Here is a 23,618-nt window from a genome sequence, read left to right as displayed (position 1 = left end):
GTGAGTTTCAGCCCGGATGGACAGACGATTGCTACTGCCAGTGGGGATAAGACCGTGAAGCTGTGGAACCGCCAGGGGCAGGAGTTGCAGACGCTCAAGGGACACAGTGGCGATGTTTTGAGTGTGAGTTTCAGCCCGGATGGACAGACGATTGCTACTGCTAGTTGGGATAAGACCGTGAAGTTGTGGAACCGCCAGGGGCAGGAGTTGCAGACGCTCAAGGGACACAGCGACTATGTTTATAGCGTGAGTTTCAGCCCGGATGGACAGACGATTGCCACTGCTAGTTGGGACAGCACCGTGATTCTCTGGAACCTGAATCTGAATGATTTGATGGCTAAAGGCTGCAACTGGTTGGATGCCTACTTAAGCAGCCATCCTGAAGATCTGGCGACGCTTCCAGTGTGCCAGACCTCCGCCAATCTCATCGCTGCATCCAAAGCATGGGTTAAAACCGCAGAGCAACAGGCAAGCTTAGGCAATGTAGACAAGGCAACGACCATGCTCCGCACTGCCCTCAAATGGAATCCCAAGCTGGGTATTCAGCTAGACGCAAAAGTACAGCAATTCAAAGCACTCGCGCTTGTGGCTCAACTTGTGGCTCAAGGCGATGCGTTCGTTGGCAAGGGCGACATCAAAGCCGCGATGGCTGCTTACACCCAGGCGCAGGCACTCAACCCTCAGTCCGTTTCTGCCGAAACCTGGAACAGTCTCTGCTGGGATGGTAGCTTACAGGGCAGTGCTAAAGTTGTGCTAACCGCTTGTGAGACCGCCGTTAAGCTTGCACCTGGCAATGACGGCATTCGAGACAGCCGTGGGCTTGCTAGAGCATTAACTGGCAATACAAAAGGAGCAATAGAAGACTTTCAGGCATATATCACTGGCACTGAAAACCAGGAGCATAAGAAGCAACGGCAACGTTGGATTGATGCCTTACGCGCTGGCAAAAATCCCTTTACACCAGCAGAACTGAAAAGCCTCGAGGGTGAGTAGAGCGGGGAGAGTTAAGAGTTTTGAGTTAGGAGTTTTGAGTTGAGGAAATTGACCAAAGCCTTGGAGGTTTGAGCCGATCGATTCGGTCACGCTGCTTGATGCCTGGTTAAACCTCCGAGGTTTGCGTACGTCCTTGAAACCTCGAGGTTTAGGACTATCGATCAAAGCAACTTAAACCCTAAGCTCTGCTATTTGTAATAGACAAAATATAATGGACAAAACTACGACTGGCGGTTCGACGACGATGCAAACCTCATATCGCCTCAATGCCAAAGACCTGGATCACCATTTTCTAGAATCACTTAAGACTCTTTTTCAAGACAAAGAAATCGAAATTATTGTCTACGATATTGATGAAACCGCTTACCTCTCTCGCTCTGAAGCAAATCAAAAGCGCTTACTTGAAGCGATAGAAAACGCTGAAAATGGCACTAACCTCATTACGGTCAGTTGTAAATATCACTATTCGTAATGCGATTCGGTTTAGAGAGCCTACGCGATCGACTATGGGACAGAGGCATGATTACTCAAACAATGGTGCAACCCTCCTCCTGGGTTGAAGCGGGTGTCACAATTCAGACCATCCGTGGACTCAACCTGTTCAAATTTACCGACGAACTGCAAGCTCGCCTAGAAGCCCTGATTGACCAGCAAAAAGCCCATACCCTGACCGCGCAAGAAGAAGCTGAATTGGCGGGGATTACGGAACTCGATCGTATCTTTACCCTCATCAACGCCCGCATCATCGCGGAATCATGAGCATCAGCCATGCCATGCGCCAGCATATTCGCCAACGAGCCAACTTTCTGTGCGAATATTGCCACTCTTCTGAAGAAGCAAGTACTGCTCTATTCACCCTCGATCATCTGATTCCTCAATCCCTCGGTGGCAACGACAATGAGGATAACCTTGCGCTTGCCTGTCACCGCTGTAATGGTCGCCGCTATAACTTCACAGATGGTCTTGATCCTGAAACTCAAGCCGTTGTGCCGCTCTTTAATCCCAGACACGATCAATGGTCAGAGCACTTCATTTGGTCTGCTGATGGTCAACTCATCTTCGGTGTTACCAGTATTGGACGTGCCACTGTAGAACGTTTAGATATGAATGACAATTACCACGACGATCGTTCCATTCAACGTGCTCGTCGGCTGTGGATTCGCGGTGGTTGGCATCCGCCTCAGCAAGATCCATGTCAGTTGTAGAGTAGGCATTGCTCACCTTCTGCTAAAGTTGAAAACTCCTACACTTCAGCCCCAGCATTACCCCCTGTTAAAATTTGGGCAGAACCCATCCGTTTTAGACCCATGCAAGCGATTGAAGCCACTGGAACGATCGATGCTCACGGGCAACTCGCGCTGGATCAGCCGCTACAGGTGACTCATCCCGGTCGGGTCAGAATCATCGTGCTACTGACAGAAGGATCTAATCAACTACCTGAGCAGACTACGCCGAGTGCAACCAGTAGCCAATCTTTACCAGAAAACCAATCATCTAACAAGCGCCCTATTTGGGAACGAGTAGCGGACATTTCAGCCCAGGTGCCGCCCGAAGAATGGGCAAAACTGCCCAAAGATTTGTCGAAAAACGTCGATCACTAAAACCTCGGAGGTTTAAGCCAACATGCTTGGTCACGATGGTTGATCTTGGGTTCAAACCTCTGAGGTTTGCGTAACCGTATAAAAGAAATCCCCCAATCGAAGGCTCGATCGAGGGAAAGTGTCAGGTATGTTTAACAACCGAAATGAATGAGCGACCCGTGAGGGAAGACGGCGACAGACTAGACCAGGCTTATTTAATCAGGTCAGTGTCTGCATTCACCCTAGGCATTGCCTGCCGATAGCGTGAGAGCGCGTTTGTAAGGCACTACGTCGTCACCAAAGTAGCGGACATATTCAGCGCTATCCACGATCGCATCTACAACTGCTTTCAATCCGCCATTAAGCAGTTGGTTGTACTGCTCGATTTCAGCCTGATTGGTAGGCGCACGACCCAGTAGGTGACGGAACAGGATCTCAATCACTTTTGTGCTGGGATACGGCGTGTAGAAGCGTTGGCTATAGGCTTCGGAACTTGCCAACGATCGCACAAACTCCCGTACTGAGAGTTCGTTGTTGCAGAATTTGCTTTCCAGGTCAGAGCGACGGAATGCCTCTGGAACCTGACCATCGAACACATCCATCACTTGACTGTAAAGCGCATTGAGCACCAGCGCCTTTTCAGCGTGCGTCATACCGGGCGTGAGGCGATAAATACGGGCAGGCTTGCGACGAGCCGTATCAGCGTCTACCGCAGCGGATTGAGCAACACTGCCGATCGAGCGACCTGACTCAACCAACTGAGCCGTGCCGCGATCGGCTTGACGTGTCTGTACCGCAATGTCTGCCAGCGCTTGATCCATCAGCGGCATTGTCGCTGCATCCATACGCGACTTCAGGGTGTCAAAGCTGGGTACCACAACTTCGGCATCCTGCTTCGTTAGCTTGTTGTAAAGCGTCTGAGTATTGGGGAAGTTAGCGGCGGGCAACGTCAGGAAGCGGTTGTACGGCACTGTATCCTCACCAAATGCTTCCGAGTACTCAACCGTGTTGAGTAGAGCGCTAACAAATGCCTTCAGACCTTTCGTTGCCAGAATTTGGTTGTATTTGCGGATTTCTGCCTGATCCAACGGTGCGCGACCCAGGAAATGCTTCGTTCCCAGTTCGATGACTTTCGTGTTGGGGTACGGCGTGTAGAACTCTTTGATGTAGAGGCTAGAGGAACCCAACCCTTCGATGAACTCTTTGAGGTTGATTTCGCCGTTGCCTAGCTTGCTTTCCAGCGCCGAAAATTCATTCTCGACGATGTAGGGAGCAATATCGCGTTCAAACACTTGTCTGTAGGCAGCGCCAACCAGGGTTCTGAGCGCCATTTTGTCTTGTAGCCCGGTGAGCTTGAAGACTTTGGTTTGTTCGCGCTTTTTGCTGACACCTTGACTGCTGCGGAACTCAATGTCAGGTTCAGAGCGGTTTTCCGTGACCGTGCCCAGCGTGACAAAGCGAGGGGTTTCTTCTTTGTCCACCCGATTGCCTTTTTCACCCAGGCTACCGAGGCGAGAGGTGCGCTGAGATACGCCTGCGGGAGTCAGGTAGCGCTCGTAAGGCACGGTGTCTTCGTTGAACGCATCGCTGTATTCCTGGCTGTCGATCAGGGCATCAACGAGGGCGTAGAAGCCCTTCTTGGCGCAGATATCGAAGTATTGGTTGATTTCCTGACGACCGTAGGTGGGGCGACCAAGGAGGCGACGATGAATATATTCAACTGCCTTTGTCACATAGAGCGGTGTCCAGTAGAGCGATCGGAACAAGTTGGACTTTGCTAACCGACGCACAAACTCCCTTACGGGGATTTCGCCGTTTTCCAGCTTGATTTCATCCACTTTCAGACGTTGACCGTCGTAGACATCCCGCCCAAACACTTGCAGATAGGCTGCTTTGATGACTGCCTGAGTGGAACCCTCAGAGAACTTGGTGCTGATGCCCTGCGTGTTGGTTTTGCGCCGTCCCGTGCCACCACCGGTAAAGCTAGGCAGTTGATCGAGCTTGAATACTTTGGGTCCCAGTGAACCAGGAGCAACACCACGAGCGTCGGGGTTGCTCAGCTGGTTGTTGATACCTGCACCCTGGTTGATCAAAATCCGGCGAGTGTCTTTGCCAAACGGTGCAGGGCTGGCGCTGGGGTTGCGCGTTTCTTTCGGGAAGATGGCACCGAACTGGATTTCCAGTGGATCGTTGCCGGAGCCGTAAACGTGCTGGTCGGGCAGGGGGCGATCGTAGTTTGCAAAAGTCACAAGGAACTGGGGAATTTTGCGGAAGGGCGCGCTGAAGTTAAACAGATCTTGCTGCGGACCCCAGTTGCGGCATTCTTGCGCTTCTTGACCCAAACCGCGCAGGTAGGGCACTGTTTCTTCACCGAAGTAATCGGCATACTCTTTCGAGTCTACGAGCGCGTCAATCAGGGCAGGTAAGCCACCGTTGGAGACGATCGCAAAGTAAATCTGCACTTCTTCGCGTGAACTGGGACCCCGACCGAGAATGTGACGAAACGCCAGTTCTAGCGCACGGCTGTTGATGTAGGGTTCATAGAAGTTTTTGCGGTACAGCGGCGACTTGGCAAGGCGACGCACAAACTCCTTCATAGAGATTTCGCCGTTCTTGACCTTCGAGGACAAGTCCGAAATGCTGAGGGAGTAGGCACGGGTAATATCGCGCTCAAACACCTGCCGATACGCAGCTTTGACCACATCGTTCTTTTCAGACGACGAGAGACCGGGCTTCATCGCAAACTTAGGACGGCGCTCTGCCGCATTGAAGTAGATTTGGGGCAGTTCCAACCCTTGCAAATCACTGGAAGGGCGCTGGCGTAGCTTGGTTGACGGGGTGGGCGCTTTGAATTCTGTGATTAACACATCAAAGTACTCTGTCACCATCACGCCTGCTGCATCTTCACGCCGGAAGTAGCTCAGGGCAGCCGCCTTCATCTCCTGGAGCGCCACGATCGTCGCTTCGCCAGAGCAGGCACGTTCAATAATTTCGCGCAGACCGCGCACGTTGACCGCAATGATGCTGGGGTCGCCTGCCACGATCGCATACGTCACATACCGCAGAAACCAGCTCATATCCCGCAGGGACTTCGCCATGTTGCTGGGACCGTAACGCGCTACGTTGATGGGGCGAAAGCTGACTGGAGTGACCCCACCAGTAGTACTGAAGAGCGATCGGATGCCATCCAGAAAACCACCGCCAGAGCTGACATAGGTTGTCGTACCGACCTTCAGCGACTCACGCGCATCAATGATACCGCCACCAGCCGCCACCAGTGCAGGTTCTTCCTGCGGCTTTTCTAAAAACGCCATCGGGGAACCGCCCACAAAAATGCGGTTAGCAGCCCGCGATACGATGATTTCCGAATTTTGAGTCAGTATTTCAGAGATTTCGAGGCGCTTTGCCCCAGAGCTAAAATAACGAGCCAACTCGTCCAGTTCACCGCGTCCCAAAAAACGATCCTGCTGTTCAGCCTGAGAAATCGTTGCGACTGGAACGGTTTGGTAAAGTTGCGGACGGGCGACCGAGCTTCCACCACTTGCTTTAACACTCATTGATTTCAAAAGCTCCCTTTAACGGATCGTGACTGTGTTAAATCTGACCAGAGTGGCACCTGGCAACCATCCCAAAGCCCTTGCTTTCTAAGGAAAAAGCATTTTAGGACTCAAATCTAATGACGGCACAGGGTCTACCAGTTCAATCTTTAGGTTAGAACGATGCGAGCCTCAAGACTCGTTGATTAAAAAGTATGTAGACTGCGATCGCTCACTGTATCGTCCGATCATAGGGGATGGAGGTAACGCTCCTGAGAAGGCACAAACGTTTTGTTACAAATCTTCGTCATGCGCGGACTCGGCAGCCATACAAGACTATTTCTGCCTACAGTGGCTCGCTCCCAATCAGGACAAGTCGACGCAACACTCAGTCCAGTCATCAAAAAGATGGCTTCAGCAAGTGCCGAGATGGGTTGAGCAATCTTGAAGCTGAGTCAAGCCGTCTTTGAACTGGGTCGAGCAGCCTTTTTGCTTAGTTGAGCTGTCTCTGAAATCGGTCGAGTTATCTTTGATCTGGGTCGAGCGATCTTTCTATCTGGTTGAGCAGTCTCTAAGCTGGGTCGAGCAGTCTCTAAGCTGGGTCGAGCTATCTTTTTGCCTGGTCGAGCTATCTCTAAAATTGGTCGAGCTATCTTTGAACTGGGTCAAGCACTCTCATGAGGATGTCTCGACAGTATTGAAACGATTCACAGTCACGCAATTATGAGTGCTGATCCAGCCTGGTTTTTATTTCGAGTGCTACCTGAAAACGCTTCAGAGGCGCGGAACGCCTTTGAGAAAGCTGCTCAGCAGGCTCGTATACCCGAAAAAACAAGAGAATTCCTACGCAATCGAGCTTTAGATCCGGATTTAAATCCTGATAATTGGAGTGATTTGTGTCTTGCGTATGACTTGTTCTACCCAGAAGCGTTTGAAGCGATCGTCAGCAACATCTTTAGTAATCAGGTTTCGTTTATACCTAAAGAAGCACGGGATGAAGCGCACCTTGAGGCTGTGATCACTAATCGTATTGGTGCTGCAATGATGCTTTGGTGTGGCTTAGGGTTTGAACGTGCCAACAGACTTCCAGGGGCTTTCGGAAATATGTTTGTTTCACCCGAAGCCGTCGCGAGTACTTTGCATCAGGTAGAGGAGATTTTCGGAGAAGTCGAGCCAAAAACTTTCATTGAAAGGGCAGACGCGATCCTTATTGGTACTGCTACAGGCACAGATGTTGCACCACAGCTTCTAACAATACTTTCGTCCTCTCTTCGTAGTGTTTTAAGGGAAGGGTATGGGCTTTTGGCTTTAAATTACGGATACATCGGTGCATTACCTTATTCTGAGTCTGAAGATCATTATTCTGAGCCTGAAGATGATTATTTAAGGTAGTAAAGAACAAACTCCCTTCAAACTAATAGCTGATGATGAACTCAGAAAGCTGATTGAGAGCAGCGCAAGGGTAGTCCAGACGATGCTGGATGCTAGAGCAGAGGAGCGGCTGAAATTTCAAGCGTTTCAGGAGCGGATGGAAGCGTCGGCTTCAGGCTTTCAGGATGTCACCGTGCGACTGGCGCATTTGCAGAAGGACATCGATCGCCTGCTTGACCAACGCGGTCGGGCTAACGACGCATGATTCGGTACACTCAAGATCGCTGCAATAGTGTGTGCCATGTCAGATTCTCAAGCCATTAGTGCTGCTGTCGCCAAACTCTACGACACCTATCCCTTTCCGCCCGAACCCTTATTAGACGAGCCACCACCGGGCTATAACTGGCGCTGGAACTGGCTGACGGCATATAGTTTTTGTACAGGACGAAAGCCTGAAAAGGATGATCCAAGGATTCTGGATGCGGGTTGCGGCACTGGTGTTGGTACTGAATATCTGGTGCATCTGAATCCGAAGGCGCAGATTACGGCGATCGATCTCAGCGCGGGAGCCTTAGCGGTTGCCAAAGAACGCTGTCAGCGATCGGGAGCCGATCGTGTCGAATTCCATCACCTCAGTCTTTACGATGCTGATCAGCTTTCGGGTGAGTTTGACCTCATTAACTGTGTCGGTGTACTGCATCACCTGCCTGACCCAGTCCGAGGCATTCAGTCATTGGCGGCAAAGCTGGCACCGGGCGGCATTTTTCACATCTTTGTCTATGCTGAACTGGGACGCTGGGAAATTAAATTGATGCAAGAGGCGATCGCGCTCCTCCAGGGCGATCAGCGCGGTGATTATCGAGATGGGGTAAAAGTCGGTCGCCAGATTTTTGCAGCGTTGCCCGAAGACAATCGCCTCGTGCAGCGTGAGAAAGAACGCTGGTCGTTGGAAAATCAGCGGGACGAGAATTTTGCTGATATGTACGTCCATCCTCAAGAGATTGACTACACGATCGACACCCTTTTTGATCTCATTGAAGCGTCTGGACTGGAGTTTCTCGGTTTCTCGAATCCACGCTCATGGTCATTAGAGGCGCTGTTGGGTAAAGAGCCAGAGTTAATGAAACGAGCAGAAGGGCTGAGCGATCGCCAGCGCTATCGTTTGATCGAACTACTTAATCCCAGTGCGATCACTCACTACGAGTTCTTTTTGGGTCGTCCACCGTTACCAAAAGTTGATTGGTCGTCCGATGAGGTGCTGCTGAACGCCGTTCCCGATCGAAACCCCTGTATGGAGGGTTGGGAGAGTCGCTGTCTCTTCAACGAAGACTATCAAGTCATAAACTTGAGTGAAGAAGCCTTTGCCTTTCTTCGAGCCTGTGACGCTAACGCGGCTGTATCAGCGCCTTCGCATCGCCAAACCATTCGAGCATTGCTTGCTAACACAGACATTGATTTGGCGCAGATACGAACACTCTGGGAGCAGCGCTTAGTACTTTTAACCCCAGCTTAATGTCTGAGGTGTTAGGTATTATTACTCCCTGCGTGATATGATGACAGCGGTCTTCAGTACGCCAGTGAGCGACTGGAACTCATCAGTTAGAGAGTTTCTCTGAGAAAATCTTGCGATCGTTGAGTTTCTTTGTTGCGTCAGAATAGCTGAAACAGTGAGCCAATCTTTTAACGATGCAAACGCCTGAAGGGGTCTCTTCACAGCCCAGTGACCGTCAAGCTGACAATCCCTCAGCGGAGCCAAACGCTTCGATGCAGGAGTACTATCAGCTCCAGCAAGAGTTGCTTGTCACGACGCTCGTGCTGGCAGGGATCATTTTTATCACTGTTTGCTTTTTTTACCCCACTAACATTGCTCTGAATTATTTACTTGGAGCGTGCACAGGTGTGGTTTACTTAAAAGTGTTGGCTAGAAACGTGGCGCAGCTAGGCAATGGGAAGAGCCAAGTTGGTAAATCCCAGGTTGCAATTTTTGTTGGGTTGATTATAGTAGCAACTCAATGGGATCAATTGCAAGTATTGCCGATCTTTCTAGGTTTTCTTACCTACAAGGCAGCGCTCCTGGTTTATACGTTTCGGCTCTTGCTACCGTCTGACTCTCGTTAGTCATCCGTTTCCGTTTTTCACCCCTCATATCCATTTGGGAAAACCGCTCAAAGTCTAATGCTAAGTTTTCTCCCAACTCTTAACTTTCCGCTTGCCAGTCTCGAAGTAGGACACCATCTTTATTGGCAGATTGGCAACCTTAGAATCCACGGACAGGTGTTTTTGGTTTCATGGGTCGTGATTGGGCTTCTACTGCTTGCCTCGATCGCGGCAACGCGCAACGTTCAGCGCATTCCTAAAGGTATGCAAAACCTGATGGAGTATGCTTTAGAGTTTGTGCGTGGCATCGCTAGAGACCAGCTTGGTGAAAAAGAATATCGTCCCTGGGTACCGTTTATTGGTACGCTTTTTCTATTCATTTTTGTCTCTAACTGGTCGGGTGCGCTGCTTCCGTGGAAGCTAATTAAGCTCCCTGAAGGTGAATTGGCGGCTCCTACAAATGACATCAATACAACGGTGGCGTTGGCACTGCTGGTTTCTTTGGCGTATTTCTACGCTGGCTTTAGCCGCAAGGGCTTGGGATACTTTGCAAAGTACATTCAGCCCACGCCAATCTTGCTGCCCATTGCGATTTTGGAGGACTTCACTAAGCCACTCTCACTCAGTTTCCGTTTGTTTGGCAACATTCTTGCGGATGAGCTAGTGGTGGCAGTGTTGGTGCTTCTGGTGCCATTATTCGTACCGTTGCCCGTAATGCTATTGGGTCTGTTTACAAGCGCGATTCAGGCGCTGGTGTTTGCGACACTGGCAGGTGCCTACATTCATGAGGCGCTTGAAGGTCATGGAGACGAGCACGAGGAACATGCGTAGCCTCGGCTTCTTGACTGTCGTGCGATCGATTCAATTGCTTTGAAGGCGATCGCAGAGAAGAATCTGCCTGCTCAGGTTTCAACGTTGTTCATTTAGTCTGTTCATTATTGAAGGAAAGAATCATGGATCCATTAGTTGCTTCTGCGTCTGTCGTTTCGGCTGCGTTGGCGATCGGTTTAGCGTCTATCGGTCCTGGCATTGGTCAAGGTAATGCCTCCGGTGCAGCCGTAGAAGGGATTGCCCGTCAACCGGAAGCAGAAGGCAAAATTCGCGGTACGCTTCTGCTAACTCTAGCGTTTATGGAATCCCTGACCATCTATGGCTTGGTGATTGCGCTTGTGTTGCTGTTTGCTAACCCCTTTGCTTAAGCATTCTTTGGGCAATGCGAACGGTTTGAGGCGGATGAGTGATGGGTAATTGGTAGCGCACGAATCATTTGCATTCCGTTATCAATTACTAATCACTCAGCAGCAGTAACAGAAAAATCTTCATCCAAATTTCAGGCTCAAGGCAATGTTTGATTTTGATGCCACTCTGCCACTGATGGCGGTTCAGTTTTTAGTTCTGGTTGCTTTGCTCAATGTGGTTTTTTATAAGCCATTGACTAAGGCGATAGAAGACCGTAGCGACTACATTCGCACCAATGAAACCGAAGCGCGTGAGCGGCTGGCGAAAGCTGAACATTTAGCAGCGCAGTACGAGCAGGAACTGGCAGCGACTCGTAAGCAATATCAGCAGACGATCGCAACCGCGCAGGCAGAGGCTCAGGCGCTTGCCGATCAGCAAATTGCGGCTGCTCAAAAGGAAGCGCAGGTGCAGCGCGAACAGGTGCAGCGTGAGCTTGATCAGCAAAAGCAAGAGGCAATGCACTCGCTAGAGCAGCAGGTTGAGTCCTTAAGCCGCCAGATTTTAGACAAGCTTTTGGTTAGTTTTTAAGTTGTTGGTCGTTAGTTTTTGGGTTGAAGCCTGACAGCTAAACGCTAGTAACTTCAGCCGTTTTGGATGTAGCGATATGGAAATTTTCTTAAAGTTGGCGATCGGTGCTAACGTCTTGGGCGCTGAAGCGGTAGAGTCAGCCGAAGTCGGTAGTTTTGGTCTTAACTTCAACATCTTCGAGGCAAATCTGGTCAACCTGGCGATCGTTGCTGGAGTTCTGATCTACTTCGGGCGTGGTTTTTTGGGTAAAACGCTGGTTGATCGCCGTGCCGCGATCGAAACAGCGCTCAAAGACGCTGAAGATCGTAAGAAGAAGGCGGTCAGCGCTTTAGCTGAACAACAGCAAAAGTTAGCACAGGCTCAGGGAGAAGCGGACAAAATTCGCGCCTCTGGGCAAGAAGCTGCTGCCGCCGCTAAAGCTGAGATTGCTGCAAAAGCCGAGCAAGACATCCAGCGGATGCGGGAAGCGGCGAACCAGGATCTCAACGCTGACCAGGCGCGAGTGATTAACGAACTGCGTCAACGAGTGGCAGCACTGGCAATTCAGCGCGTTGAATCAGAGTTGCCATCACGACTGAATGACTCGGTGCAGCAACAGCTCATCGATCGCAGTATTGCCATGCTAGTAGGAGGCGACCAGTGAGCGACAGCACCATTACCAGTGAAATTTCTGCCCCCTATGCCCAGGCGTTGATGTCCTTAGCGAAGTCTGAGAACGTGAGCGATCGTTTCGGCGAGGATGCCAGCAGCATTTTGAATCTTCTCAAAGAATCGCCTGATCTCGATCAGTTCTTGACTAGCCCCGTTATGAGCCTGGACGCAAAGAAAGCGGTCTTGCAGCAGGTTTTGGGCGATCAGGTGCATCCCCACGTTCGCAACTTTTTACTACTGATTGTGGATCATCGCCGCATCGCCTTTTTGAGCGGCATTCTGAAGCAGTATCAGGCACTATTGCGAGAGCTGAACCAGACCGCACTGGCAGAAGTTATTTCCACCGTGCCACTGAATGAAGCGCAGCAGCAAACCGTGCGCGATCGAGTGATTGCGCTCACAGGCGCACGAAACGTTGAGCTAGAAACCACCATTGACCCTGATTTGATCGGCGGTGTCATTATTAAAGTTGGCTCCCAAATTATTGATGCCAGCCTCCGGGCACAGCTCCGACGCATTTCGCTACGACTCGGCAGCACTACTTAAGCTGTTGGTTGTTGGTCTATGCGCTAACGATTAACAACTAAAAACTGAATCTCCTCTCATCCTTAACAACGAGCAACTCCTATGGTAAGCATTCGACCAGACGAAATTAGCAGCATTATCCGCCAGCAGATTGAGCAGTATGACCAAAAAGTCAACGTATCGAATGTAGGCACAGTACTGCAAGTTGGTGATGGTATTGCCCGTATCTACGGTTTAGATAAGGCAATGGCAGGCGAACTCGTAGAGTTTGAAGATGGCTCTGTCGGCATGGCGCTGAACCTGGAAGAAGATAACGTCGGTGTCGTGCTGATGGGCGATGGACTGAGCATTCAAGAAGGCAGTTCAGTCACATCTACAGGCAGAATTGCTCAGATTCCAGTGGGCGAAGCGATGCTTGGTCGAGTGGTCGATGCTCTCGCTCGCCCCATTGACGGCAAAGGCGACATTCACACTACAGAGACGCGCCTGATTGAGTCTCCGGCTCCTGGCATTATTGAGCGGAAATCGGTGTATGAGCCGTTACAAACTGGGATCACCGCGATCGACTCGATGATTCCCATCGGTCGTGGTCAGCGCGAATTGATTATTGGCGATCGTCAGACGGGTAAGACTTCGGTGGCGATCGATACCATCCTGAACCAAAAGGGTGAGGATGTGATTTGCGTTTACGTGGCGGTCGGTCAGAAAGCTTCGACTGTTGCCAACATTGTGAGTGTGCTGCGTGAAAAAGGTGCCCTTGAGTACACCATTGTCATTGCTGCCAATGCCAACGCGCCTGCGACACTGCAATACTTTGCGCCGTATACGGGTGCAACCCTCGCTGAGTACTTCATGTACAAGGGCAAGCACACTCTGGTGATTTACGATGACCTTTCCAAGCAGGCACAGGCATATCGCCAAATGTCTCTGCTGCTGCGCCGTCCGCCCGGTCGTGAAGCGTATCCTGGCGATGTATTCTACGCTCACTCTCGCTTACTTGAGCGGGCGGCAAAACTCAGCCCTGAACTGGGTGAAGGTAGCATGACTGCACTGCCCATCATCGAAACGCAGGCGGGTGACGTATCGGCGTACATTCCAACCAACGTCATTTCGATCACGGATGGTCAAATCTTCCTCTCCTCTGACTTGTTTAACTCTGGTCTACGTCCAGCGGTGAATGCGGGTATCTCGGTCTCACGGGTGGGATCTGCTGCCCAAACGAAGGCAATGAAGAAAGTCGCGGGAAAGGTGAAGCTCGAGCTGGCGCAGTACGACGATTTGCAGGCATTTGCTCAGTTTGCCTCTGACCTGGATAAAGCCACCCAAAACCAGTTGGCACGAGGTCAACGTCTCCGCGAAATTCTGAAGCAACCTCAGTACTCGCCGTTATCGGTTGCGGAACAAGTTGCGTCAATTTACTCTGGCATCAATGGCTACCTGGATGATATTCCAGTGGATAAAGTGGTCTCGTTCCTGAAAGGCTTGCGTGACTATTTGAAGAATAGCGCACCGAAGTATGGCGACATCGTCCGCTCGGAGAAGCAGCTTACACCCGAAGCGGAAGGTCTGTTGAAAGACGCGATCGCCGAATACAAAAAGACATTCGCTGCTGCTTAGGTGAGGAGAGAGGGGTGAGGAGAGAGGTGTAGCTTCTCACTCTGTTTCTTCATCTTGGACTTGGACTTTTTGACCTCATGCAATCGGTTGGGTACTCCTCACCCCTTACTCCTCACCCCTCACCCAAAAATGGCAAATCTTAAAAGCATTCGCGATCGCATTAAGTCGGTCAAAAACACCAAGAAAATCACTGAGGCGATGCGCCTCGTTGCCGCTGCAAAAGTGCGTCGTGCTCAAGAACAGGTGATTGCAACTCGCCCGTTCGCCGATCGGTTGGCGCAGGTGCTCTTCGGACTGCAAACTCGCCTGCGGTTTGACGAAGCCAATCTACCCTTGTTAAGCCGCCGTACGGTCAAAACGGTGGGCATCCTGGTCGTGACGGGCGATCGTGGTCTGTGCGGTGCCTACAACTCCAACGTCATTCGACGGGCAGAGATCCGTGCGAAAGAGCTACAGGCTGAAGGGATCAACTATCGCTATGTGCTGGTGGGTCGCAAGGCAACGCAGTACTTTCAACGACGTGAGCAGCCGATCGCTGAAACCTTCGTCAACTTAGAGCAAATTCCTACCGCGTCAGAAGCCTCGCAAATCGCTGATACACTGCTGGCACTCTTTTTATCTGAAACCGTTGACAAGGTTGAGTTGGTCTACACGCGCTTCGTGTCGTTAATTAGCTCTCGACCCGTTATTCAAACTCTTTTACCGCTTGATCCTCAGGGGTTAGAAGTGCCGGATGACGAAATCTTCCGGCTCACCTCTCGTGGTGGACAGTTTCAGGTCGAGCGGGAGAAAGCAACGGCGGCTGCATCCAGAACCTTTCCCCAGGACATGATTTTTGAGCAAGATCCGGTGCAAATTCTGGATGCGTTGCTGCCGCTGTATTTGAACAATCAACTGCTGCGCGCACTGCAAGAATCTGCTGCCAGCGAACTCGCTGCCCGGATGACGGCGATGAGCAACGCCAGCGACAACGCCAAGGATTTGATCAGTACGCTGACGCGGGGTTATAACAAAGCCCGTCAAGCTGCCATTACTCAAGAAATTCTGGAAGTGGTGGGTGGTGCTGAAGCGCAGCGCTAGTCTTGCTGTTTAACTCTTGGTCGATCGCTTATGCCTCAAACCTACACGGTTGAAATTCAGCGTCAAGGTAGCACTCATACACTTCAGGTGCCTGACGATCAGACGATTCTGGCAGTTGCCCAGGCATCAGGTTTGGACTTGCCCAATTCTTGCAACGCAGGCATCTGTACTACCTGTGCCGCTCAGGTGACGGAAGGCACAGTAGAGCAATCGGATGCAATGGGTGTCAGTCCAGAACTGAGAGCGCAAGGCTATACGTTGCTCTGCGTCGCTTATCCGCGCTCTGATTTAAAGATTGAAGCCGACAAAGAAGATACGGTGTATCACCTTCAGTTCGGGCAATTTCAGCAAAAGAAGTAAGGGCTAATGATGACAACGCATTTCATCATGGCAGAAATTGCACTTTGTACATCGCCTGCTGCCATGCACCAGGTGATCGAAGCCGAACTGCAAAAGCACGGCGAACCCTTGCGTTGGGCAGTTACTGACGTTGACGTAACCCAGCAGAAAGCGATCGTCGAAGCGATTGTCACAAAAAAGGCTAAAGGATAAAAAAGTTTTCTATTTAGCCTTAATACTTAATCCTTTAGCCTTTCCATGAAACGCCCTTTTACTGTTGTCTTGATTGTGCCAACGGGCATTGGGGCGACGATCGGTGGCTACGCAGGTGATGCGTTGCCAGTCGCACGGGCGATCGCGCAAGTTGCCGACTGTTTGATCACCCATCCGAATGTCCTTAATGGCGCGCAGCTTTACTGGAACCTCCCGAATGCGCTGTATGTCGAGGGCTATGGGCTAGATCAGTTCGCAGCAGGGCATTGGGGCTTGCGTCCAGTCCATCAAAATCGTGTGGGCTTGGTGCTCGATCGTGGCATTGAGCCAGAGCTACGATTGCGACACATTCAAGCAGCCGATGCTACAAGAGCCACACTGGGACTGGATCTAACCGAGTATGTGGTCACTGATGCTCCTTTGAACGTAAGCCTGCAAACGGCAGCATCGGGTGCAACCTGGGGCACGATTCAGAACCCCGATAGTTTGCTGCGATCGGCTGAAGCGTTGATCCAAAAAGCGGGCGCAACGGCGATCGCAGTGGTTGCCCGCTTCCCCGATGATGTTGACAGCGCAGCACTTCAGAACTATCGTCACGGTCAGGGCGTAGACCCGATCGCTGGGGCAGAAGCGGTCATTAGCCATCTTGTCGTACGGACATTTCAGATCCCCTGTGCCCATGCGCCTGCTCTTTTGCCGCTACCGTTAGATCCTCATGTCGCGCCCCGATCGGCGGCTGAAGAATTAGGCTACACCTTTTTGCCTTGCGTGTTAGTAGGCTTAAGCCGTGCGCCGCAATTTGTGACACGATCGCACCCTGCATTTACGCCTCAGCAGGGAGATCTGTGGGCAAATCAAGTGGATGCGGTTGTCGTGCCCGCAACCGCGTGTGGTGGTAGCGCTGTCATGAGTTTGAGCCAGTCATCTACTGCTGAACGGTCATCGACCCGCATTATTGCTGTACGAGACAATCAAACCACGATGCAAGTGTCTCCAGATGCCTTGGGTATTGCAGCGACACAAGTTGAGTCTTATCTAGAAGCTTTGGGTGTGCTGGTTGCTCAGCGCGTGGGGATTAGTGCCGCCGCTCTGAAGCCATCCATGCGATCGCTGACCTGTTTGCAGCAATCAGCCTCAACAAAAGGGACGGTGCAGTTTGAGCACAAGGCGCTAGACTGATTAGGATCATCGACCAGCAGCCTTTTTCCTGTGGCAGAACAACGTCCCGACCAACCAGAAATCGAGTCCCTTAGTCGCACTCAAGTGCTCATTGCGATGGGGGTTACAGCCGTTGTGCTGCTGCTGGTTGCTAGGCTATGGCTTCAGTTTGGCACTGTCATTCTACTACCGCTGAAAGGCTCTCCGATCGCAGTGCTACAAGGGCTGGGGTTAGGGGTTGTCATTACCCTTGCAAGCGCTGTGGTGTATCGCGTTTGGGCAGCATATCGGCAAAGTGCAGACTACTACCTGGCGCTGGTACTTAAACCACTCGTGTTGCCTGATCTCATCTGGTTGGGGCTTTTGCCAGGATTAAGTGAAGAGCTGCTGTTTCGCGGGGTCATGCTGCCTGCTTTTGGTTTGACGTTTGAAGGTGTGATCATTTCCAGCCTTTGCTTTGGTGTACTGCACTTGAGTAGCCCACGGCAATGGTCTTATGTCGTCTGGGCTGCAACGATCGGTGTCTTGCTAGGCTACAGCGCCCTACTAACGAACAACCTCCTGGTGCCGATCGTGGCACACGTCACTACCAATTTAATTTCTAGTACGATCTGGAAATGGCGCGATCGCGAAAAGGTTGTTGAGCGGTAATCTGCGATCGTGGTGCCCTATACACAACTTTCCACTTTGGCATGGAGATCGCTTACTCCGCTTCTCTAGGGTAGTGGTCATCAACTCTGGCATATAAGGCTTGATGCCTCTGTCAGCAGTCACACTTAGAGCTTACATTGAGTAACCAATAGCAGAACTTTTCTCACACCTGCCATCTATCTTTGGCATGGTTTATTGTGTCCAAAATTACATATCTCCCTCTTTAGCTTTAATATACTTACGTCTTGGTTTGTGTAATTACGTGGTGTGAGGATACGATGTCTAGTCTTAATAATCGATGGAACTCTTTGCTGCTTTCACCCACTAGCCTGTGGGCAGCGTTGTGCATTGCAGGCACGGCGGCAGGGGTATTAGCACCCGGTGCTAGCGCTTCACAGAATTTGCTCAAATCGTCACAACATGCGGCTGATAGTGAAAGTGCGGTGACTCTTCAAGAGTCTCTGCCCTTAGTAAGCGCTCAAGCGGCGGCTTCGTCAGTTGTCACGAATCGGCAGGAAGTGAACCCGCACTTAGTGGCAAGTGCAGCCAAGCCCGTTGAGGCAAGTGATCCCTTGGTTCAAGGGTCTGACGTGCAGCCGATGTATCCACCCGACGCTCAACCAGCCGAGCCTAACGAGCTGGATCAGGTGACATCTGTTTCTCAGTTGACCGACGTTAAGCCGACCGATTGGGCATTCCAGGCATTGCAATCGTTGGTAGAGCGGTATGGTTGTATTGTGGGCTACCCTGACAAAACCTATCGGGGCAACCGTGCGCTCACTCGCTATGAGTTTGCTGCTGGTCTAAACGCCTGCATGGATCGGATTAACGAACTGATTGCGGCAGGCACCGCTGACCTCGTTAAAAAAGAAGACTTGCTAGCAGTACAGAAGCTGCAAGAAGAGTTTGCGGCAGAACTGGCAACCCTACGTGGACGCGTTGGCGCACTAGAGGCAAGAACTGCCACTCTAGAAAAGCAGCAGTTCTCGACCACCACAAAGCTGAATGGCTTGGTTTGGTTTAACCTTTCTACTGCCAATGCGACTAGAGATGTCACCTATGAAGGTCCTGACAGTGGTCGTAACGACGCTGCCAACGGGCGGTTTTTTGCCACTCGTACGGGTGGTCAGCCAACCAGACAAGTAACAGGGGCACCAGAGCCAACGTTTAGCTTTTTGACCTGGCTCACCTTTAACACGTCGTTTTCGGGTAAGGATAGCCTTGTCACCCAACTCACGGCTGGTAACGGCATTTCACCCGTCAACCAGTATGCTTCGGCAGGGTTCTTCAACGCCTATGGCTCTCCGTTTACGGATCAGACTGCGGGAACGCTGAATGGTCGCAGTGATGTCGTGATTCACGATCTGTTCTACAGTTTCCCGCTGAGTGAGGCGATCAAGGTAACTGTTGGTCCTCGCGTGAACTGGTATCGCCATTTTGACTTCAACCGCTTTACCTTCTTCCTGACGGGGGCAAGCAGTTTTGACTCGATCGGCAGCACCCAGACCAACGCGATCGATCGTGGATCGGGCTTAGTGGTTGAGTGGAACATCAATAAGCAGTTCCGCTTTGCAGCAGCGTACCTGGGTGAGAATACAGAGTTTCTGCCCAGTCAATTTGGCTTCAACACGTCCAGTAATCCAAATTTCGGTCTATTCGGTGGCACCAATACAGCGACTGCTGAGTTGACCTTTTCACCCAGTCAGTCCCTCAACTTCCGCTTCACGTACAACTACAGCCGCATTCAGGCGTATGGGGGGCAGGTCGGTGGTGCCATTGGTGAACCGATTCCTTACGGTTATGTCGATGCTGGTCCGGGGTTCTCAGAAGGAGGCGTTGGAGGCGGTTTGAAATACGCCTTTGCTAACACGCTTGCTTTTAACTTTGACTGGCTGATTACACCTGGCTTTGGTGTCTTTGGACGCTATAGCTTTGGCAACACAAACCTGAAGCCGATCGATAAAGCAGTCGATGTGCAATCGTTCCAGGTTGGCGTTGGCTTCCCCGATTTGCTCAAAAAAGGTGGTTTGGGAGTGGTTACTTTCATGATGCCAATGGACATCATTCGAGGAGAGCGCTACTTTGCTGCTGGTGCGGGTGATGGTGGGACGATGTACGCGCTAGAGGCATCCTACTTTTATCCGCTGAACGACAACCTGGCACTGGTGCCTGCGTTCTATGCCATCTTTAATGCCAACAACTTTGACAGCAACCCGACGGTTTTTGTCGGCAACTTACGGGCACAGTTTAGTTTTTAGTGGTTGGTTGTAAAGCCCGTTGGGCATACAAGAAAAGTTGTTAGTTTGATTGGCTAACAACTAACAGCGAATAGCTAAAAACTACTTGAAGCGATCGGGCGAAAGTTGATCAATCAGCTCATCATTTTGTCCGGTCGCCTTGCTAGCAAAGCGTCTTGCCAGGGTTGGCACGATCGCTAAGGGATTGCTGAAGCCTGAAAACAGGTGAATGCCTTCTAGATTAGGGATCGCGCCAACAAGCGGTAAACGATCGTGGCTGAAGGCAATCAGGCAATGGTGCCATCTACCGGGCAGATCGACTAAAGCGGGTAAGACGGCTCCAACGTTTGTCCGCATGACTGTTTCACTAGCAACTGCATCAATGGGCGCGTTGGGATCGGTCAGCACTCGGCTCATTTGTCCAATTCGTAGACTGCCATCCAAGAGTTGGATCGCTCCAGCGTCGAGGATCGGTGGCATCGGTTCATTTCCAGGCTGATCCCACAGGTTGTCCAGTGCAACGGTGCTGGCTTCTGCTTCTAACTGAAAGCGCTTTGTATTAGCTGGCATGACGAGCGATCGCAGTTGCAGCTCAGCAGGCGGCGTTTCAATCAACTCTGCATGGGTGAAGTAAAGCCGAACAGGAATGCCTGCTGCTTTTAACAGCGATCGGCTCAAAGCCCCAGCACAAACAGCAACGTTGGCGCTGTGGTAGGTGTCCTGTACGCCGACAACGCCCGTAACGTGTAACGCTTCACCCCTTAGCAGTGCTTTTACCTCATCGATTTGGAGAATGCCACCTAACCTCGTGAATGCCTGTGTGTAGGCAGTAGCGGTTGCAGTCGTCGAAATGTGACCATGTTTTACCGTCATTGCGCCAGCGATCGCGTTTGGGTTAAGCAACGGCTCTAGTTCGCAAGCTTCAGCGACGCTCACCAGTTTTGGCGGTATGGCGAAGTGAGCATAGGAGCGAGCGATCGCCTTGGGATCTTCGTCAGCGGCGATCGTCAACACTAAGTCGAGTTCACGAAACTCTGTATCAGCGCCCAATTCTTCAGACAAGGTGTGATGCAGTACGATACCTTCAGCGCACAGTTGGCGTGTCAAGCCACTCGTTCCAGACCAGTATGCAATACCTCCATAACCAAAGCGGGTTGCGCCTTGCAGCGTGTCATGCCGCTCCAGTAGCAACACAGAAAATCCCTGTTTAACCAGCTCATACGCGAGAGCTGCTCCCGTAATCCCCGCACCAACCACAATCCAGTCATAGGTTCGCATAGCCCAAATGCTCAACGTAATTCGATCGCTTACTTCGCCATTTCATTGTATGGTTACAGGCTTTTCAGTGCTGTATTGTGCGATCGTGCGTAAACGGCACGCCACATTGCGCCTGATCGCGTATTTTTAATCAGCAGGCTGAGCAACTGTATGCAGGACAATTAGAATGCAGGACAATTAGATTCTGTTAAAAGATAATTGTTCAGACGATCGCTTGAAGGACAGCGATCGCAAGCCAACCTTTTCTTATCTTTCGCAAACCTTTTGAGGAGTTAACCGTGACCACAAAGCGTCCATTATCTATCCCCCGTCGCCAAATTATTCGAGGGCTTCTCGCGGCTGGTGCCTTCGGTGCTACCTCCCGTCTCTGGGTTGGTTGTAGCCCGACACCCACACCCGAATCCAGTTCTGGTAGCCCTGCCGCCAGTGGTGCAGCCAGTCCCAGCAAAGAAGTAATCATGGGCTTTATTTACGTCGGACCTAAAGATGACTATGGCTGGAACCAGGCGCATTTTGAAGGCAAAGAAGGCGTGGCTAAACTCCCTGGAGTCAAAGCGGTTGAGCAGGCAAGCGTCCCAGAAACCAACGAAGTCCAGGAAGTCATGCTCAATATGATTAACCAGGACAAAGCCAGCGTTATCTTTCCCACGTCCTTTGGTTACTTCGATCCGCACATCCTTAAAGTGGCACCCAGCAATCCAGACGTGCAGTTTTTCCATGCGGGCGGTCTTTATGTAGACGGCAAGCATCCCAAGAATGTTGGCAGCTATTTTGCGTATATCGACGAAGCACAATACGTTGCAGGCATCGTCGCCGCGCACATGGCAAAGAATGGCAAACTGGGGTTCATTGCTGCCAAACCCATTCCTCAAGTAGTTCGCAATATCAACAGCTACACACTGGGTGCACGCAGCGTTAACCCTAAAGCGACCACGCAGGTAGTGTTTACAGGCGACTGGTCACTACCTGTAAAGGAAGCAGAAGCCGCGAACAGCATGGCAGATCAGGGGATCGAAGTTATCACCTGCCACGTAGACAGCCCCAAAGTCATTATGGAAACCGCTGAGAAGCGAGGCATCTACTGCACGGGCTACCACACCAATCAATCGAAGCTTGCTCCCAAGGGCTATTTGACTGGAGCAGAGTGGGACTGGTCAAAGATTTACGGCGAATATGCCAAGCTCATCCAGGAAGGTAAGTTGGCGACGGATGGTGGCATTTCCCATCTCGTGCGCGGTGGCTATAAAGAAGGTTTCGTCAAAGTTTCAGCTTACGGTCCTGCTGTTACAGAGGCAGCGAAGAAAGACGCGGATGCCGCCAAGTCAAAGCTGGAGTCAGAAACACTCATCATCTATAAGGGTCCACTTAAAGATAACAAAGGCAAGGTTGTGATCCCTGCTGGAAAGGAGTTTAAGCAGAAAGACACTGAGCTAGAAAAGATGGATTGGTTAGTAGAAGGCGTGCTTGGAACGACGACAAGTTAGTAAATACAAAGTGGGGAGTAAGGAGTGGGCAGGGTCATTGAGAAGAATGCCATCGCCGACATCAATAGCAATCAGTTCTTGACCTGCCTCCCACTAATGAGCAGCCCGTAAAGCTCTCGGAATGATCACTGCCTTTCACTGGAACAACGGGCAACTTCCATCCGATTAGTACGTACAAGCAGTAAGGAAATGTAAGGATTCTAGCACTGGCTGCTAGAATCGATTGTGTTGGGCAAGCGCTGTGTTAGAGCGGAGTCAATAACTGTGTAAGGGCACGATCGCTCCCCATACTCCACTCATCTCGCTTGAGCGTTGAGTATTGGACGACATTGCCAGTTTCCAGTAGGTTGGAGAGACTGATTGGCTGTATGCGTGACCTTATGCAAAAGACTCGTGCCTTCGCTCTCCTGGCTTCGGTGCCAGAAACCGACTTAATCTCTGGGCTAGAAGCCATCGCCGCTCAGCTTGATGCGGATGATTTGCCGCCTGACCATCTACCCAAAGTTGCCTTTGGCAGTATGGCGTTTGAAGTGTTTGCGGAAGTCGAGAAACTGCGTAGTGGCAAGGCGATCGAGGTTTTCATCTATGCCTCTAACGCCAAGGGAGAGCAACCTTTAAACCCAGAGGCTACTTGGCGCGGGCTTTACGTCGGCTATGTTGGGTCTCGTCGTGGGCGCTATCCCGACAAAGCGATTTTTCGCCCCAAATCGACGGCTGCCGATCGCCCCAGTTGGGCAGTCTTCTGGGAAGTGCAAGAGCTAGAGTTGCTCAAAACGCCAATGCCGATCGGTTCGTTGCGCGGAAAAAATAAGAAAACCAATTTGCAGCCTCGGTTTATCCCAGAAGAACCGACTTTGGTGGAATATCCTTAGCGCGTGGTTGGTCAGTGGTTAGCGGTCAGCGGTCAGCGGTCAGCGGTCAGCGGTCAGCGGTCAGTGGTCAGTGGTTAGCGGTTAGCGGTTAGCGGTCAGCGGTCAGTGGTTAGTAAAAAGCTGATAGCTGATAGCTGATAGCTGATAGCTGATAGCTGATAGCTGATAG

24 protein-coding genes and 3 pseudogenes are annotated in these 23,618 nt (G+C 51.2%); 24 read left to right on the top strand and 3 right to left on the bottom strand.

From position 1 onward, the window contains the following. The 5 genes and pseudogenes from AC5JO6_RS21105 to AC5JO6_RS21085 form a co-directional block, all read left to right on the top strand. A pseudogene (locus AC5JO6_RS21105) lies at positions 1 to 993 on the top strand (ribosome assembly protein 4); the annotation flags it as partial. Between the two features lie 211 nt (positions 994 to 1,204). Further along, positions 1,205 to 1,465 (top strand): hypothetical protein, encoded by a 261-nt coding sequence (locus tag AC5JO6_RS21100; protein ID WP_496083007.1) that lies wholly within the window; start codon positions 1,205 to 1,207, stop codon positions 1,463 to 1,465. 47 nt (positions 1,466 to 1,512) lie between these two features. After that, complete coding sequence (locus tag AC5JO6_RS21095; protein WP_496083009.1) at positions 1,513 to 1,752, top strand: hypothetical protein; 240 nt, start codon at positions 1,513 to 1,515, stop codon at positions 1,750 to 1,752. Further along, entirely contained in the window at positions 1,749 to 2,198 is a 450-nt protein-coding gene (locus tag AC5JO6_RS21090; protein ID WP_496083006.1) for an HNH endonuclease, read from the top strand. The genes AC5JO6_RS21095 and AC5JO6_RS21090 overlap by 4 nt, the downstream gene beginning before the upstream one ends. A gap of 102 nt (positions 2,199 to 2,300) precedes the next feature. Continuing rightward, on the top strand, positions 2,301 to 2,594 hold the full coding sequence (locus tag AC5JO6_RS21085) for a type II toxin-antitoxin system RelN family antitoxin (protein WP_496083005.1): 294 nt from the start codon (positions 2,301 to 2,303) through the stop codon (positions 2,592 to 2,594). Positions 2,595 to 2,784: 190 nt separating this feature from the next. Here the strand turns inward: AC5JO6_RS21085 and AC5JO6_RS21080 are convergent. After that, positions 2,785 to 6,130, bottom strand: a pseudogene (locus AC5JO6_RS21080) (phycobilisome rod-core linker polypeptide). A gap of 702 nt (positions 6,131 to 6,832) precedes the next feature. Between AC5JO6_RS21080 and AC5JO6_RS21075 the strand changes: the two are divergent. The 16 genes from AC5JO6_RS21075 to AC5JO6_RS21000 all read left to right on the top strand — a co-directional run bounded on the left by AC5JO6_RS21075 (position 6,833) and on the right by AC5JO6_RS21000 (position 19,836). Further along, a complete protein-coding gene (locus AC5JO6_RS21075; protein WP_496083004.1) occupies positions 6,833 to 7,501 on the top strand; it encodes a hypothetical protein in 669 nt (222 codons plus the stop codon). Between the two features lie 82 nt (positions 7,502 to 7,583). Further along, positions 7,584 to 7,745 carry a hypothetical protein gene (locus tag AC5JO6_RS21070; RefSeq protein WP_496083003.1) on the top strand — a complete coding sequence of 54 codons (162 nt, stop codon included), beginning with the start codon at positions 7,584 to 7,586 and terminating at the stop codon, positions 7,743 to 7,745. 36 nt (positions 7,746 to 7,781) lie between these two features. After that, positions 7,782 to 8,993: a class I SAM-dependent methyltransferase gene (locus AC5JO6_RS21065; protein ID WP_496083002.1), complete on the top strand. Its 1,212-nt coding sequence runs from the start codon at positions 7,782 to 7,784 to the stop codon at positions 8,991 to 8,993. Positions 8,994 to 9,166: 173 nt separating this feature from the next. Then, complete coding sequence (locus AC5JO6_RS21060) at positions 9,167 to 9,598, top strand: ATP synthase subunit I (protein WP_496083001.1); 432 nt, start codon at positions 9,167 to 9,169, stop codon at positions 9,596 to 9,598. A 57-nt stretch (positions 9,599 to 9,655) separates the two neighbouring features. Next, the gene (gene atpB, locus AC5JO6_RS21055; RefSeq protein WP_496083000.1) at positions 9,656 to 10,408 is read left to right on the top strand and encodes a F0F1 ATP synthase subunit A; all 753 of its coding nucleotides are present in this window, start codon (positions 9,656 to 9,658) and stop codon (positions 10,406 to 10,408) included. Between the two features lie 122 nt (positions 10,409 to 10,530). Further along, complete coding sequence (atpE, locus tag AC5JO6_RS21050; RefSeq protein ID WP_496082999.1) at positions 10,531 to 10,776, top strand: ATP synthase F0 subunit C; 246 nt, start codon at positions 10,531 to 10,533, stop codon at positions 10,774 to 10,776. A 145-nt stretch (positions 10,777 to 10,921) separates the two neighbouring features. Continuing rightward, the gene (locus tag AC5JO6_RS21045; protein WP_496082998.1) at positions 10,922 to 11,344 is read left to right on the top strand and encodes a F0F1 ATP synthase subunit B'; all 423 of its coding nucleotides are present in this window, start codon (positions 10,922 to 10,924) and stop codon (positions 11,342 to 11,344) included. 76 nt (positions 11,345 to 11,420) lie between these two features. Further along, positions 11,421 to 11,987: a F0F1 ATP synthase subunit B gene (locus AC5JO6_RS21040; RefSeq protein WP_496082997.1), complete on the top strand. Its 567-nt coding sequence runs from the start codon at positions 11,421 to 11,423 to the stop codon at positions 11,985 to 11,987. Next, positions 11,984 to 12,541: an ATP synthase F1 subunit delta gene (atpH, locus tag AC5JO6_RS21035; protein WP_496082996.1), complete on the top strand. Its 558-nt coding sequence runs from the start codon at positions 11,984 to 11,986 to the stop codon at positions 12,539 to 12,541. The genes AC5JO6_RS21040 and atpH overlap by 4 nt, the downstream gene beginning before the upstream one ends. Before the next feature lie 81 nt (positions 12,542 to 12,622). Beyond that, on the top strand, positions 12,623 to 14,137 hold the full coding sequence (gene atpA, locus AC5JO6_RS21030) for a F0F1 ATP synthase subunit alpha (protein ID WP_496082995.1): 1,515 nt from the start codon (positions 12,623 to 12,625) through the stop codon (positions 14,135 to 14,137). 129 nt (positions 14,138 to 14,266) lie between these two features. Continuing rightward, a complete protein-coding gene (locus tag AC5JO6_RS21025) occupies positions 14,267 to 15,217 on the top strand; it encodes a F0F1 ATP synthase subunit gamma (protein ID WP_496082994.1) in 951 nt (316 codons plus the stop codon). A gap of 30 nt (positions 15,218 to 15,247) precedes the next feature. Then, entirely contained in the window at positions 15,248 to 15,577 is a 330-nt protein-coding gene (locus tag AC5JO6_RS21020; protein ID WP_496082993.1) for a 2Fe-2S iron-sulfur cluster-binding protein, read from the top strand. A 9-nt stretch (positions 15,578 to 15,586) separates the two neighbouring features. Beyond that, the gene (locus AC5JO6_RS21015) at positions 15,587 to 15,769 is read left to right on the top strand and encodes a DUF8621 family protein (RefSeq protein ID WP_496083008.1); all 183 of its coding nucleotides are present in this window, start codon (positions 15,587 to 15,589) and stop codon (positions 15,767 to 15,769) included. Positions 15,770 to 15,814: 45 nt separating this feature from the next. After that, positions 15,815 to 16,948, top strand: coding sequence for a DUF3326 domain-containing protein (locus tag AC5JO6_RS21010; protein WP_496082992.1), 1,134 nt, complete (start codon positions 15,815 to 15,817; stop codon positions 16,946 to 16,948). A gap of 30 nt (positions 16,949 to 16,978) precedes the next feature. Then, positions 16,979 to 17,578, top strand: a complete 600-nt coding sequence (locus tag AC5JO6_RS21005) for a CPBP family intramembrane glutamic endopeptidase (RefSeq protein WP_496082991.1) — start codon at positions 16,979 to 16,981, stop codon at positions 17,576 to 17,578. 278 nt (positions 17,579 to 17,856) lie between these two features. Beyond that, positions 17,857 to 19,836 carry an iron uptake porin gene (locus AC5JO6_RS21000; protein ID WP_496082990.1) on the top strand — a complete coding sequence of 660 codons (1,980 nt, stop codon included), beginning with the start codon at positions 17,857 to 17,859 and terminating at the stop codon, positions 19,834 to 19,836. A gap of 81 nt (positions 19,837 to 19,917) precedes the next feature. Here the strand turns inward: AC5JO6_RS21000 and AC5JO6_RS20995 are convergent, their stop codons facing one another. Further along, positions 19,918 to 21,093, bottom strand: a complete 1,176-nt coding sequence (locus AC5JO6_RS20995) for an NAD(P)/FAD-dependent oxidoreductase (protein ID WP_496082989.1) — start codon at positions 21,091 to 21,093, stop codon at positions 19,918 to 19,920. 7 nt (positions 21,094 to 21,100) lie between these two features. Between AC5JO6_RS20995 and AC5JO6_RS20990 the strand changes: the two genes are divergently transcribed. Together AC5JO6_RS20990 and AC5JO6_RS20985 are read left to right on the top strand one after the other, a co-directional pair. Then, positions 21,101 to 21,223, top strand: coding sequence for a hypothetical protein (locus AC5JO6_RS20990; RefSeq protein ID WP_496082988.1), 123 nt, complete (start codon positions 21,101 to 21,103; stop codon positions 21,221 to 21,223). A 148-nt stretch (positions 21,224 to 21,371) separates the two neighbouring features. Then, the gene (locus tag AC5JO6_RS20985) at positions 21,372 to 22,577 is read left to right on the top strand and encodes a BMP family ABC transporter substrate-binding protein (protein WP_496082987.1); all 1,206 of its coding nucleotides are present in this window, start codon (positions 21,372 to 21,374) and stop codon (positions 22,575 to 22,577) included. Here the strand turns inward: AC5JO6_RS20985 and AC5JO6_RS20980 are convergent. After that, positions 22,542 to 22,706: pseudogene (locus AC5JO6_RS20980) on the bottom strand (AbrB/MazE/SpoVT family DNA-binding domain-containing protein). The gene AC5JO6_RS20985 and the pseudogene AC5JO6_RS20980 overlap by 36 nt on opposite strands. A gap of 239 nt (positions 22,707 to 22,945) precedes the next feature. On the opposite strand from AC5JO6_RS20980, the gene AC5JO6_RS20975 reads away from it, so the two are divergent. After that, positions 22,946 to 23,449, top strand: a complete 504-nt coding sequence (locus AC5JO6_RS20975) for a hypothetical protein (RefSeq protein ID WP_496082986.1) — start codon at positions 22,946 to 22,948, stop codon at positions 23,447 to 23,449. The last annotated feature ends 169 nt before the right edge of the window (positions 23,450 to 23,618 follow it).

It is taken from the genome of Tildeniella sp., from assembly GCF_059505325.1.
The sequence above is the reverse complement of the archived record's forward strand: the minus strand, read 5'-3'. Positions and strand labels throughout refer to the sequence as shown.